Source organism: Pseudomonas sp. UBA2684 (genome assembly GCA_002354655.1).
Lineage (GTDB): Bacteria > Pseudomonadota > Gammaproteobacteria > Pseudomonadales > Pseudomonadaceae > Aquipseudomonas.
Window position 1 is genome coordinate 53,873 of sequence record DELY01000051.1, and the last position, 12,466, is coordinate 66,338.

Consider the following 12,466-nt stretch of genomic DNA (forward strand, 5'->3'; position numbering starts at 1 on the left):
TCAACGGCCTGCGTGTTCACGGGCGACATACGCCTGCAGCTCGGGATAGAACTGGCGAAAATCCTCCAGCAGCGGCTGATACAGTCGCTCCAGCTCATCCAGGCCGCCCGCCAGCAACCCCGGCCGCGACAGACGCCGGTCGATCCCCGCGACCACCTGCTCCAGCACGGCGAATTCGCGGTAACTGCCCAGCCAATCCTGCGCGGCCATGCGCGGGGCGATCAGCGCCAGGCGCTCGGGCAAACGCGGCTCGGCGGCCAACACCTGGTAGACCCGGCCGGTAAAGTGCGGCAATGGCTCGCTGGCGTAGTCGGCCCAGTGCCGCGCCAGGCAATGGTCGAAGAAGATATCCAGCAGGATGCCGCTGTAACGCCGGCGCTCGGCGGCAAAGCGCGCCCGCGCTTGCATTTGCAGCGGATGGCTGTCGGTAAACACATCGATACGCCGATGCAGGCGGATCGCCGCCTCGATCTCCGCCGGCCACTGCCCAGCCAGCGGCCCTTTGACGAAATCGCCATACAGGCTGCCCAGCAGTTGCGCCGGTGCGTCGCCGCCCAGGTGTAGATGCGCGAGGTAGTTCATCGCCACAGCTTACACATCAGCACGCGTGATGATGACTATCGGCACAAACGATCTGTATATCGCCAATCACCGATATAAAGTTCGCCCCATCGCGATATGGCGTGACAGCAGCCCTTGGAGCCCGACGATGGCCATCGATATCGATGAAGTAATCAAAGCCCTGGCCCACCCGGTACGGCGCGACATCCTGCACTGGTTGAAAGACCCGCAGGCGTATTTCGCCGACCAGGATCACCCGCTGGAAATCGGCGTGTGTGCCGGCAAGATCGACCAGCGCACCGGCCTGTCGCAGTCGACCGTCTCCGCGCACCTGGCGACCCTGCAGCGCGCCGGCCTGATCAGCAGCAAGAAGGTCGGCCAATGGCACTTCTTCAAGCGTAACGAGGACACCATTCAGGCCTTCCTGCGCCATATCAGTCACGAGCTGTAACCCGACCCACCTCTCTGCTCACCCTCTTACTTCAGGAGCTGGCGGCATGCCCACAGCGCTTCTCGTTCTCGCTTTGTCCGCGTTTGCCATCGGCACCACGGAGTTCGTCATCATGGGCCTGCTGCCGGAGGTTGCCGCTGATCTCGGCGTGTCGATTCCGGGCGCCGGCTGGCTGATCACCGGTTACGCCCTCGGTGTGGCCATCGGCGCGCCGTTCATGGCCCTGGCCACGTCCAGTTGGCCGCGCAAAGCCGCGCTGCTGACGCTGATGGGCATCTTTATCGGCGGCAATCTGTTCTGCGCATTGGCCAGCGACTACCAGATGCTGATGCTCGCCCGGGTGATCACCGCCCTCTGCCACGGTGCGTTCTTCGGTATCGGTTCGGTGGTCGCCGCCAGCCTGGTGCCCGCCAACCGCCGCGCCTCGGCGGTCGCCCTGATGTTCACCGGCCTGACCCTGGCCAACGTGCTCGGCGTACCGCTGGGCACGGCGCTGGGGCAATACGCCGGCTGGCGCTCGACCTTCTGGGCGGTGACGTTGATCGGGGTGATCGCCCTGATCGGCCTGTGGCGCGTGCTGCCGAACCACACCGAGGAAGTCAAAGCCGACCTTGCCAGCGAAGTGCGCGCCCTGCGCGGCACCGGGCTGTGGTTGGCGCTGAGCACCACGGTGCTGTTCTCCGCCTCGATGTTCGCCCTGTTCACCTACATCGCCCCATTGCTCGGCGAAGTCACCGGTATCTCGCCCAGCGGCATTACCTGGACGCTGCTGCTGATCGGCCTCGGCCTGACGCTGGGCAATGTGCTCGGCGGCCGCCTGGCCGACCGCAACCTGAAAGCCACCCTGCTCGGCGTATTCGTCGCCATGGCGCTGGTCTCCAGCGTCTTCAGCTGGACCAGCCAGGCGCTGATTCCCGCCGAGATCACCCTGTTTCTCTGGGCCACCGCCGCCTTTGCCGCAGTGCCTGCGCTGCAAGTCAACGTAGTGGCCTTCGGCAGCGGCGCACCGAACCTGGTGTCGACCCTGAATATCGGCGCCTTCAACCTCGGCAACGCCTTGGGTGCCTGGATCGGCGGCCTGGTGATCGCCGAAGGCTTCGGCCTCACCCGCGTACCGCTGGCCGCTGCCGTACTCGCTGTACTGGCGCTGCTGGCCACCCTGCTGACTTTTAGTACCCGTAGCCCTGAACCCGAACTTGCACTCACCCCTGAGAGGACTGTCCCATGACTACACTTTTCGACCCGATCACCATTGGCGACCTGCAACTGAAAAACCGCATCATCATGGCCCCGCTGACCCGCTGCCGCGCCGATGAAGGCCGCGTGCCCAACGCGCTGATGGCCGAGTACTACGTGCAACGCGCCAGCGCCGGGCTGATCATCAGCGAAGCCACCTCCGTCACTCCGATGGGCGTCGGCTACCCGGACACTCCCGGTATCTGGTCGGATGACCAGGTCCGCGGCTGGAGCAACATCACCAAGGCGGTGCACGCCAACGGCGGCAAGATCGTCCTGCAACTCTGGCACGTCGGGCGGATTTCCGACCCGCTGTACCTGAACGGCGAATTGCCGGTCGCGCCGAGCGCCATCCAACCGACCGGGCATGTCAGCCTGGTGCGCCCGATGAAGGACTACGTCACCCCGCGCGCCCTGGAAACCGAAGAGATCGCTGATATCGTCGAGGCCTATCGCCATGCGGCGGAAAACGCCAAGGCCGCCGGTTTCGACGGCGTGGAAATCCACGGCGCCAACGGCTACCTGCTCGACCAGTTCCTCCAGGACAGCACCAACCAGCGTACCGACCAGTACGGCGGCGCCCTGGAAAACCGCGCACGGCTGATGCTGGAAGTCACCGATGCCGTGCTATCCGTGTGGGACGCCGGCCGTGTCGGCATGCACCTGTCGCCACGCGCAGACCTGCACAACATGGGCGACACCAACCGCGCCGAGACCTTCACTTACGTGGCGCAGGAACTGGGCAAACGCGGCATCGCCTTTATCTGCGCCCGTGAGCAGGAAGCCGACGACAGCCTGTCGCCAAGCCTGAAGCAAGCCTTCGGCGGTGTATTTATCGCCAACGAGCGCTTCACCAAGACCCAGGCCAATGCCTGGCTGGCCAGCGGCAAGGCCGATGCAGTGGCCTTCGGCGTCCCCTTTATCGCCAACCCCGACCTGCCGGCTCGCCTGGAGCAGGACGCGCCGTTGAACGAGCCAAAGCCGGAAACCTTCTACGCCGCAGGCCCAGTCGGTTATATCGACTACCCACGCCTGTAAACCGGCAGAATCGCGGCTTTTGCAGCGCGTATTCGCCCACAAAAAAGCCCGCGGTCCATGCGGGCTTTTTAGGTGCTGTGTCATGACCGGTTGCAAAGGCGATAAGCCGTAGGTGGGCTTCGGCTCAGCCTAGCAACAGGCGCCTGCGCGCCCTTAGCGCGCGTCGATCTGTTGTTGCAAGTTCTGCACCTGCGCTTGCAGGGTGCTGATGTTGCGGGTCATCTGCGCGCGGAAGGCATCGAACTCAGCGGTGTTGCTGCTCGGCGCCGGGCGGGTTTCCAGGTCGCTTTTCAGCACCAGCAGGTCTTGCTCCAGACGGCCGATGGCCTGGTTCGGGTTGCCGATTTTCTTCAGCGCGTCGACCTCGCCACCGAGGCTTTTAAGCTGGCCTTCGAATTTACCGAGGCCGCCCTGGGCGGTTTTCAATGCCGCCAGTTCGGCCTTCAGCGACGCCTGCTCGCTGCTCAGGCTTTTCAGCGGCGCCTCGAACTTGCTGGTGGCGCCCTGCTGGGTCTTCAGGTCGGCCGCCAGTTGCTCGAGGCGCTTGCCCTGCCCGCTTTGCTGACTGACAACCGTCTGCTGTTGCTTGCTCAGCTCGGCCAGCTTGTTTTCCAGTTGTTTGACTTGCAGCTTCAGCGCTTCGCTGCCGCTGGTCACCGTGGATTCGGTGGCGACCACCTTGCCGGAAATATCCTGGATACGCCCGGCGGCCTCCTCGCTGATACGCGCGAAACTCTCCTGAGTGGCGACCAGTTGCTGCTCCATCAGGCCAATCTGCTGGAAGCTCCACCAGCCCAGACCGCCCAGAGCAATGGTCAGCGCCCCGACCAGTGCCCACAGCGGCCCGGTACTGGCGCTCTTCACCGGTGCGGCGGGGGCGCGGGCATATGCCGGCGTACGCGCCGCAGGCTCGGGGTGGGCCTCGTCGAAGTCATCGCGATCACGCTTATCGGTGGTCAGGCTGGGCACATGATCGAGTTCGTCGTGAGCATCGTTACGCATGGGTAAACCTTTAAAAATACGCTGAGGGAGCGAAGTGCCGCGCAGTATAACGGTTCGCGCGCAACGCTTCAGTGCCGCGCCAAGCCAGTGCAACCTGCACCGACGAAGGGCGTGGCACTGGCACATCGACCGGCTACAGGCCGCGCAGTTCCGCATGGTGTGAACTGGTATGCGCTTTGCACTTGTCTATTTGCGACGTTTGCCCAGCGCCTTGGCGCGATGCAGGCGGCGACTCGCACGCGCGGGTATCGGCGGGACGCGCTTCGCGTCATTCGGGATGGACGGTACACAGGCCACTATTCACAGAGGGCGGCACATGGAACTGAATAGAGAAGTGTTGGATTGCATGAAGAGCTTGCGCCGCCGACTGCGCGACGAGTTGGCGGTGGACATTCGCATGAGCCAGCCGAACGCCATCAACACGATGCTCAGCGCCTGCCTGAGCTCGACCAGCGAAGAAACCCGCCAGCTCGGTCAACTCCTCGCCCAATACAGCGACCAGCCGTTCAACCCCGCGCCAGACAGACCGGCGCCTCGCCTGCAAGCAGGCCACCCGCTGCTGGTCGAGGATGCACAAGCCCGGCCGGCAAGCGGCTCGGTGCGCATGTACCGCGGGCAACGGGTCTACGCCTGAGCGAGTTCAGTGAGGGTGATGGGCCTTCCACCACTGGCAGAACTCATCCAGCGCCGTCCATACACTGACCTGCGGCTCATATTCCAGGTACTGCCGGGCTCGGCTGATGTCCAGTGAAAAATCCTTGGCCATCACTGCCACCCCCAGGCGGAACAACGTCGGCTCCGGGCGCCCCGGTAATAGCGCGCACAGCCCTTCGTTGAGCGCGGCAGCGCTGTAGGCCAGGGCATAGGGCAGATGCCGGGTCACCGGCGGCAGATCCAGTTGGCGCAGGACATAGTTGACCGCATCCCACAGCGGCACCGGCGTGCCATTGCTGATGTTGTAGGCCTTACCCAACGCCGGCCCGGCGGCCAGCAAAGCGCTGAACAGGGCGTCGTTGAGGTTCTGCATACTGGTGAAGTCGACCCGATTGAGACCGTTACCGATGATCGACAAGCGCCCCTTGCGCTGCATATTGATCAACCGCGGAAAGATGCTGGTATCACCGGCCCCAGTGACCGAGCGCGGGCGCAACGCCAGCACTTCCAGGCCGAACTCCTGGGCACCGAACACCTGCTGCTCGGCGAGGAATTTGGTCTTGCCGTAATGATCGAAAAAACGCTTGGGCACCTGCTCTTCCTTGATCGCCACATGCGACTGGCCGTCGAAATAGATCGACGGCGACGACAGGTGCACCAGGCGCCGAACCCGCTGTTTAAGGCAACCCTCAATCACGTTCCCGGTCACCACCACGTTGGCCTGGTGAAAGTCTTGATAACGGCCCCACACCCCCACCGCACCGGCGCAGTGCACCACCGCTTCGATATCCTGACAGAGCCGCTGCACCAGCTCCGGGTCGGACAAGTCGCCCTGGACGAACTCGGCGCCACGCTTGACCAGATGCTCCACGCCCTCGGCACGGCGCCCGTTGACCCGCACGCTCAGGCCCTGCTCCAGGGCAAAACGGGCGAAACGCCCGCCGATAAAGCCGCTTGCGCCGGTTACCAGAATCTTCATCGCCACTCCCCGTTATGCTCGACCGTCAGCGCACTCTAGCAGCGCCACCCGCGCGCCGCTGTGTCGTTGCACGCCAGAACAGCGACCGTGCAAACCAGGCAACCGATGCCTGCCTCGGCGACAAACGGCTACCCTGTTACCCGTCACCCCCAATCCCCACAGGAGTTCGGCATGGCTTCCCAGCACTGGATGATTTATGGCGCCAACGGTTACACCGGTCACCTGCTGGCCGCCGAGGCGCAGCGCCAGGGCCTGACGCCGATCCTCGGCGGGCGCAACCCGGCGGCGGTGCATGCGCTGGGTAGCCTGCTCGGCCTGGAATGCCGGATTTTCGATGTGCAGCAGCGTGAGCGGGCCAGCGCGGCACTGGCCGATGTCGCGGTCGTCGCCCACTGCGCCGGACCATTTTCCGCCACCAGCGCGCCCATGCTCGATGCCTGCCTGGCCAGCGCCACGCACTACGTCGACATCACCGGCGAGATCGGCGTATTCGAGGCCGCCCAGCGCCGCGATAGCGAAGCGCGGGCGCTCGGCGTGGTGGTCTGCCCCGGGGTCGGCTTCGATGTGATTCCCAGCGATTGCCTGGCGGCCTGCCTGCACCAGGCGCTGCCCGATGCCCACGAACTGGCCCTGGGTTTCGACACCGCCAGCGGCTTGTCGCCGGGCACCGCGAAAACCACGGTGGAAGGCCTCAAGTTTGGCGGCAAGGTACGCCGCGCCGGGATCATCACCGATGTGCCGCTGGGCTATAAACGCCGCGCGATCAACTTCGGGCGGGGCGAAAAAAACGCGGTAACCATCCCCTGGGGCGACGTGGCGACCGCCTACTATTCCACCGGCATCGACAATATCGAGGTCTACCTGCCCGCCCCGCCAGCGCTGGCACTCGGCATGCGCCTGATCGACCCGCTACGCCCGCTGCTCGGCCTGGAGTCGGTGCAAAACTGGCTCAAGCGTTTGGTCGACAAGCGCGTGCACGGCCCCGACCAGGCGACCCGCGAACGCCTGCGCACCTGGCTGTGGGGCGAGGCGCGCAACGCCGCCGGCGAGGTGCGCACGGCGCGCCTGACAACCGCCAACGGCTACGACGTCACGGTACACGGCACGCTGCTGGCAGTGCGTCACCTGCTCGACTACAGCGGCACCGGCGGTTACTACACACCGTCGAAACTGCTCGGCGCGCGCTGCGTGGAACAACTGCCGGGGTCCACTCCGATCGTGATTACCTGAGCGGCCAACCCGGCCTACACATCGGCCGCGACTAGCGTCTCGGCAGCCGTGCGGGCCAGATGGGCGGTGAGCTCGCTCAGCAACTCGCCGCCGTTGCGCCAGTGGTGCCAATACAACGGCACATCGATCGGCTGGTCGGCGATCAGCTCGACCAGCTCGCCCCTGGCCAATTCGGCCAACACCTGCTGCTCCGGCACCAGGCCCCAGCCCAGCCCGCCCCCGGCAAGCCGCACGAAGCCCTCGGAAGAGGGACACAGGTGATGAATAAAGCCGCCCTCGACGCCGAGCGCGGCCAAGTAGCGGTGCTGCAACAGGTCGTCCGGGCCGAAGACGATGGCCGGCACCTGGGCCAGCGCCGCCGGCGTAACCCCACGCGGAAAATGCCGCGCGATAAACCCGGGGCTGGCCAGCGCGCGATAGCGCATGGCGCCCAGAAGCAGGCTGCGCGCACCGGCCACCGGACGCTCACTGGCGCACACGCAGGCCGCCACCTCGCCCGCGCGCATGCGTTTGAGGCCGACGTCCTGATCCTCCACCACCAGGTCGAGCAACACCCGGTGCGCGGCGCAGAAATCGCCCACCGCCGCGGCCCACCAAGTGGCCAGGCTGTCGGCGTTCAAGGCAATGCGCAGGCGCTCGGGCAAGCGGCTCTCGTCCAGCGCCGGCACCTGGCTCTGCAAGTCGCGCTCAAGCAGGCGCACCTGTTGCACGTGGTTGAGCAAACGCCGGCCGATCTCGGTCGGCGTCGGCGGCGTGGCGCGCACCAGCACCGGCTGGCCGACCCGCGCTTCGAGCAACTTGATGCGCTGCGACACCGCCGACTGCGAGAGGCCCAGCACCTGGGCCGCCCGCTCGAAACCGGCCTGCTCCACCACCGCGGCCAGAGCGGCCAGTAACTTGTAATCGAACAAATTAGTTTTCCTAATGAGAGATCAGCAGGATTGTTTTTTCTTATACAGCCACACCCCGCAGACTGGCTACCTCTCCAGCCCATCGATTCGAGGAAAGACCATGACCGGCGAAACGTCGCTCCCCACCTTGCTGCGCAGCATGAGCCCGCGACTGAACGACGGCGACTATGTGTTCTGCAGCCTCGTCGACACTCAGTGCCTGGGCGCGGTGCAACCGCTCGGCAGCTTTCGCGAGCATGAAGGCCTGAGCGTGATCCTCACGCGCCAGCAGGCCGAAGCGCTGGGTCTGAGTTTCGCCTACCTCGCCGCCTGGCTGACCCTGGACGTGCACTCGGCGCTCAGTGCGGTCGGCCTCACCGCCGCCGTCGCCACCGCCCTGGCCAACGCCGGCATCAGTTGCAACGTGATCGCCGGCTACCACCACGACCACCTGTTCGTCGCCAAAACCGATGGGCCGCGGGCGGTCGAAGTGTTGCGGCACCTGGCAAGCACGGCGGAGTAACGGCGATGTGGCAGAGCTACAGCAACGGTTTACTGATCGCCGCCGGCCTGATCATCGCCCTAGGCGCGCAGAACGCCTTCGTCCTGGCGCAAAGCCTGCGCCGCGAGCATCACCTGCCCGTGGCCCTCCTGTGCGTGGTGTGCGATGCGCTGCTGGTCACCGCCGGCGTGTTCGGCCTGGCGGCCCTGCTGACGCAAAGCCCGCTGCTGCTCGGCATCGCACGCTGGGGGGGCGCGGCGTTCCTGCTCTGGTACGGCGCCCAGGCGTTGCTCCGCGCGCTACGCCCACAAGGGCTGCAGCAGCAACGCCAAGACGCCCCGCGCTCGCTGCGCAGCGTGTTGCTCGCCGCCCTGGCGGTGACCCTGCTCAACCCGCACGTGTACCTCGACACCGTGCTGTTGATCGGCTCGCTCGGCGCCCAGCAAAGCGTCCCCGGTGCCTATGCGCTGGGAGCGGCCAGCGCCTCGCTGCTCTGGTTTCTGTGCCTGGCGCTGGGCGCCGCCCGGCTCGCGCCCTGGCTGTCACGGCCCGCCACCTGGCGACTGATCGACCTGGCGGTGGCCGCGATGATGCTCAGCATCGCCTGGCAATTGCTGAGCAACCCGGCAACCGCCTGAAGCCTCGAAGCGGCCTTCGCCGCCGCGCGCAAGGCCCTGGCACCGGCTTTCCCACACAGTTGCTGCGTGGTTATGGCGCAGGCCCGGTGCTATGATCCTCGGTCTGCGTCGCAAAGAGTACAAACTCCCCGGCGCATGTCTGGCCGCCCGTGATCGGCCTTGCGCTCACCGCAACTGACCTGATTAGGAGATAAACCATGGCTTTCGAATTGCCGCCACTGCCGTACGCTCATGATGCTCTGCAGCCGCACATTTCCAAGGAAACCCTGGAATTCCACCACGACAAGCACCACAACACCTACGTCGTGAACCTGAACAACCTGGTTCCTGGCACCGAGTTCGAAGGCAAGACCCTGGAAGAGATCGTCAAGACCTCCTCCGGCGGCATCTTCAACAACGCCGCCCAGGTCTGGAACCACACCTTTTACTGGAACTGCCTGGCGCCCAACGCCGGCGGTCAACCGAGCGGTGCCCTGGCCGACGCGATCAACGCCGCCTTCGGTTCCTTCGACAAGTTCAAGGAAGAATTCAGCAAGACCTCCATCGGCACCTTCGGTTCCGGCTGGGGCTGGCTGGTGAAGAAGGCTGACGGTTCCCTGGCCCTGGCCAGCACCATCGGTGCCGGTTGCCCGCTGACCAGCGGCGATACCCCGTTGCTGACCTGCGACGTGTGGGAGCACGCTTACTACATCGACTACCGCAATCTGCGGCCGAAGTACGTTGAAGCGTTCTGGAACCTGGTCAACTGGGACTTCGTAGCGAAAAACTACGCCGCCTAAGCAGCACCGATGTACAAAAACCCGGCCGCCGCGCCGGGTTTTTGCTGTCTGGAGCCGTTCCGGCAACAGCGCCAGGTACGCCACTGTACGACTCAATGCCTGGCTTGCCGCGACCGGGCCGACGCCGATGTACAACAGGGCGAAAACTCACTGCCGACTGATTCTCCCCAACGCCTTGTGCCCAACACTAGGGTGCTGAATGGCATTCAAGTCCGTCACACCTCGCACCGACACAGTGCAGGTAAGCCGATCTCAGGCGCGCAGCCCATCGGCTGAAACCGATTTGATGTAATGGCCCTTTGACGGCAACCGTGAGTTTGCCAATACTCACAACGGTCTGACGCCTCCGGCATCGAACAAGGAACCGCCACTTGAAGCTGGAACTCAAGAACAGCCTGTCTCTGAAGTTGCTGCGCGTAGTGCTGCTCTCGGCACTGGTCGTCGGTGTGGTATTGAGCTGTGCGCAAATTGTCTTCGACGTGTACAAGACTCGTCAGGCAGTGGCCAACGATGCTCACCGGATTCTCGGCATGTTCCGCGATCCCTCGACCCAGGCGGTGTACAGCCTGGATCGCGAGATGGGCATGCAGGTGATCGAAGGCCTGTTCCAGCATGAGTCGGTACGCGTTGCCGCGATTGGCCACCCCAACGAGCCGATGCTCGCGGAGCGCTCACGCGAACCGGTGCAACTGCCGACCCGCTGGCTGACCGACCCGATTCTCGGCGAGGAACAGAACTTCACCACCCAACTGGTCGGTCGCGGGCCTTACAGCGAGTACTACGGCGACCTCAGCATCACCCTCGACACCGCGCCTTATGGCGAAAGCTTCGTCACCAACTCGGTGATCATCTTCATCTCCGGCGTATTGCGCGCCCTGGCCATGGCCCTGGTGCTGTACCTCGTGTACCACTGGCTGCTGACCAAGCCACTGTCGAAAATTATCGAACACCTGACCAGCATCAACCCGGACCGCCCCAGCGAGCACAAGCTGCCGATGCTCAAGGGCAACGAGAAGAACGAACTGGGCCTGTGGATCAACACCGCCAACCAGTTACTCGCCTCCATCGAACGCAACACCCACCTGCGCCGCGAAGCGGAAAACAGCCTACTGCGCCTGGCCCAGTACGACTTCCTCACCGGCCTGCCGAACCGCCAGCAACTGCAGCAGCAGCTCGACCAGATCCTCGATGACGCCGGCCGTCTGCAACGCCGGGTCGCGGTGCTGTGCGTGGGCCTGGATGACTTCAAGGGCATCAACGAACAGTTCAGCTACCAGACCGGCGACCAACTGCTGCTGGCCCTGTCCGACCGCTTGCGTAGCCACAGCGGCCGCCTCGGCGCGCTGGCCCGCCTGGGCGGCGACCAGTTCGCCCTGGTTCAGGCCGACATCGAACAGCCCTACGAGGCCGCCGAACTCGCGCAGAGCGTACTGGACGACCTGGAAACCCCGTTCATGCTCGACCAGCAGGAAGTGCGCTTGCGCGCGACCATCGGCATCACTTTGTTCCCGGAAGACGGCGACAGCACCGAGAAGCTCCTGCAAAAAGCCGAGCAGACCATGACCCTGGCCAAGAGTCGCTCGCGCAACCGCTATCAGTTCTACATCGCCAGCGTCGACAGCGAAATGCGCCGCCGCCGCGAACTGGAAAAAGACCTGCGCGACGCCCTGGCGCAGAACCAGCTGCACCTGGTCTACCAGCCGCAAGTGGATTACCGCGACCACCGCGTGGTGGGCGTCGAGGCACTGCTGCGCTGGCAGCACCCGCAGCATGGTTTGGTGCCGCCGGACCTGTTCATTCCACTGGCCGAGCAAAACGGCACCATCATTGCGATTGGCGAGTGGATTCTCGACCAGGCCTGCCGCCAACTGCGCGACTGGCACGATCAGGGCTTCAGCGACATGCGCATGGCGATCAACCTGTCCACCGTGCAGTTGCACCACGCCGAACTACCGCGCGTGGTCAACAACCTGATGCAGGTCTATCGCCTGCCGCCACGTAGCCTGGAGCTGGAAGTCACCGAAACCGGCCTGATGGAAGACATCAGCACCGCTGCCCAACACCTGCTCAGCTTGCGCCGCTCCGGCGCGCTGATCGCCATCGACGACTTCGGCACCGGCTATTCCTCGCTGAGCTACTTGAAAAGCCTGCCGCTGGACAAGATCAAGATCGACAAGAGCTTCGTCCAAGACCTGCTGGAAGATGAAGACGACGCCACCATCGTGCGCGCCATCATCCAACTCGGTAAGAGCCTGGGCATGCAGGTGATCGCCGAGGGCGTGGAAACCGCCGAGCAGGAGGCCTACATCATTGCCCAGGGCTGCCACGAAGGTCAGGGCTACTTCTACAGCAAGCCGCTGCCCGCCCGTGAACTGACCCTCTACCTCAAACAGGCCCGGCGCATCAACGCCGCCGCCAACCCCGCCACGTTGTGAATCGTGTGCCCCAAAAGCCCGCCGTTTGGCGGGCTTTTTATTGGCTATGTGTCCCGTCCTGAATAAGGTTT

13 protein-coding genes are annotated in these 12,466 nt (G+C 64.6%); 9 read left to right on the forward strand and 4 right to left on the reverse strand.

Annotated features, from left to right (window positions below; genetic code table 11):
- The gene (locus tag B3M58_RS19985) at nt 1-582 is read right to left on the reverse strand and encodes an ACP phosphodiesterase (RefSeq protein WP_296221841.1); all 582 of its coding nucleotides are present in this window, start codon (nt 580-582) and stop codon (nt 1-3) included.
- Between the two features lie 127 nt (nt 583-709).
- On the opposite strand from B3M58_RS19985, the gene B3M58_RS19990 reads away from it, so the two are divergent.
- The 3 genes from B3M58_RS19990 to B3M58_RS20000 are packed head-to-tail and all read left to right on the forward strand — an operon-like array spanning nt 710 to nt 3,286.
- Nucleotides 710-1,012: an ArsR/SmtB family transcription factor gene (locus B3M58_RS19990; RefSeq protein WP_296221842.1), complete on the forward strand. Its 303-nt coding sequence runs from the start codon at nt 710-712 to the stop codon at nt 1,010-1,012.
- Between the two features lie 46 nt (nt 1,013-1,058).
- Nucleotides 1,059-2,240 (forward strand): MFS transporter, encoded by a 1,182-nt coding sequence (locus B3M58_RS19995; RefSeq protein ID WP_296221844.1) that lies wholly within the window; start codon nt 1,059-1,061, stop codon nt 2,238-2,240.
- Nucleotides 2,237-3,286 (forward strand): alkene reductase, encoded by a 1,050-nt coding sequence (locus tag B3M58_RS20000; protein ID WP_296221845.1) that lies wholly within the window; start codon nt 2,237-2,239, stop codon nt 3,284-3,286. The genes B3M58_RS19995 and B3M58_RS20000 overlap by 4 nt, the downstream gene beginning before the upstream one ends.
- Before the next feature lie 153 nt (nt 3,287-3,439).
- Here B3M58_RS20000 and B3M58_RS20005 read toward each other — a convergent pair whose 3' ends face one another.
- Nucleotides 3,440-4,288 (reverse strand): ATPase, encoded by an 849-nt coding sequence (locus B3M58_RS20005; protein ID WP_296221848.1) that lies wholly within the window; start codon nt 4,286-4,288, stop codon nt 3,440-3,442.
- Nucleotides 4,289-4,604: 316 nt separating this feature from the next.
- Between B3M58_RS20005 and B3M58_RS20010 the strand changes: the two genes are divergently transcribed.
- A complete protein-coding gene (locus B3M58_RS20010; RefSeq protein ID WP_296221850.1) occupies nt 4,605-4,922 on the forward strand; it encodes a hypothetical protein in 318 nt (105 codons plus the stop codon).
- A gap of 6 nt (nt 4,923-4,928) precedes the next feature.
- On the opposite strand, the gene B3M58_RS20015 is transcribed toward B3M58_RS20010, so the two are convergent.
- Nucleotides 4,929-5,921 carry an NAD-dependent epimerase/dehydratase family protein gene (locus B3M58_RS20015; RefSeq protein ID WP_296221852.1) on the reverse strand — a complete coding sequence of 331 codons (993 nt, stop codon included), beginning with the start codon at nt 5,919-5,921 and terminating at the stop codon, nt 4,929-4,931.
- Between the two features lie 171 nt (nt 5,922-6,092).
- Between B3M58_RS20015 and B3M58_RS20020 the strand changes: the two genes are divergently transcribed.
- A complete protein-coding gene (locus B3M58_RS20020) occupies nt 6,093-7,151 on the forward strand; it encodes a saccharopine dehydrogenase family protein (RefSeq protein WP_296221854.1) in 1,059 nt (352 codons plus the stop codon).
- 14 nt (nt 7,152-7,165) lie between these two features.
- Here B3M58_RS20020 and B3M58_RS20025 read toward each other — a convergent pair whose 3' ends face one another.
- Nucleotides 7,166-8,062, reverse strand: coding sequence for a LysR family transcriptional regulator ArgP (locus tag B3M58_RS20025; protein WP_296221855.1), 897 nt, complete (start codon nt 8,060-8,062; stop codon nt 7,166-7,168).
- 100 nt (nt 8,063-8,162) lie between these two features.
- Here B3M58_RS20025 and B3M58_RS20030 point away from each other — a divergent pair, with 100 nt between their 5' ends.
- From B3M58_RS20030 to B3M58_RS20045, 4 genes are all read left to right on the forward strand, one after another.
- Nucleotides 8,163-8,564, forward strand: a complete 402-nt coding sequence (locus B3M58_RS20030) for an ACT domain-containing protein (protein ID WP_296221857.1) — start codon at nt 8,163-8,165, stop codon at nt 8,562-8,564.
- Between the two features lie 5 nt (nt 8,565-8,569).
- A complete protein-coding gene (locus tag B3M58_RS20035) occupies nt 8,570-9,181 on the forward strand; it encodes a LysE/ArgO family amino acid transporter (protein ID WP_296221858.1) in 612 nt (203 codons plus the stop codon).
- 197 nt (nt 9,182-9,378) lie between these two features.
- Entirely contained in the window at nt 9,379-9,960 is a 582-nt protein-coding gene (locus B3M58_RS20040) for a superoxide dismutase (protein ID WP_296221862.1), read from the forward strand.
- 371 nt (nt 9,961-10,331) lie between these two features.
- A complete protein-coding gene (locus B3M58_RS20045) occupies nt 10,332-12,395 on the forward strand; it encodes a putative bifunctional diguanylate cyclase/phosphodiesterase (protein WP_296221864.1) in 2,064 nt (687 codons plus the stop codon).
- The last annotated feature ends 71 nt before the right edge of the window (nt 12,396-12,466 follow it).

What these genes read in the sequence shown, in the direction of transcription:
- B3M58_RS19985 (WP_296221841.1), bottom strand. Translation starts at nt 582, where the DNA reads ATGAACTACCTCGCGCATCTACACCTGGGCGGCGACGCACCGGCGCAA.
- B3M58_RS19990 (WP_296221842.1), top strand. Translation starts at nt 710, where the DNA reads ATGGCCATCGATATCGATGAAGTAATCAAAGCCCTGGCCCACCCGGTA.
- B3M58_RS19995 (WP_296221844.1), top strand. Translation starts at nt 1,059, where the DNA reads ATGCCCACAGCGCTTCTCGTTCTCGCTTTGTCCGCGTTTGCCATCGGC.
- B3M58_RS20000 (WP_296221845.1), top strand. Translation starts at nt 2,237, where the DNA reads ATGACTACACTTTTCGACCCGATCACCATTGGCGACCTGCAACTGAAA.
- B3M58_RS20005 (WP_296221848.1), bottom strand. Translation starts at nt 4,288, where the DNA reads ATGCGTAACGATGCTCACGACGAACTCGATCATGTGCCCAGCCTGACC.
- B3M58_RS20010 (WP_296221850.1), top strand. Translation starts at nt 4,605, where the DNA reads ATGGAACTGAATAGAGAAGTGTTGGATTGCATGAAGAGCTTGCGCCGC.
- B3M58_RS20015 (WP_296221852.1), bottom strand. Translation starts at nt 5,921, where the DNA reads ATGAAGATTCTGGTAACCGGCGCAAGCGGCTTTATCGGCGGGCGTTTC.
- B3M58_RS20020 (WP_296221854.1), top strand. Translation starts at nt 6,093, where the DNA reads ATGGCTTCCCAGCACTGGATGATTTATGGCGCCAACGGTTACACCGGT.
- B3M58_RS20030 (WP_296221857.1), top strand. Translation starts at nt 8,163, where the DNA reads ATGACCGGCGAAACGTCGCTCCCCACCTTGCTGCGCAGCATGAGCCCG.
- B3M58_RS20035 (WP_296221858.1), top strand. Translation starts at nt 8,570, where the DNA reads ATGTGGCAGAGCTACAGCAACGGTTTACTGATCGCCGCCGGCCTGATC.
- B3M58_RS20040 (WP_296221862.1), top strand. Translation starts at nt 9,379, where the DNA reads ATGGCTTTCGAATTGCCGCCACTGCCGTACGCTCATGATGCTCTGCAG.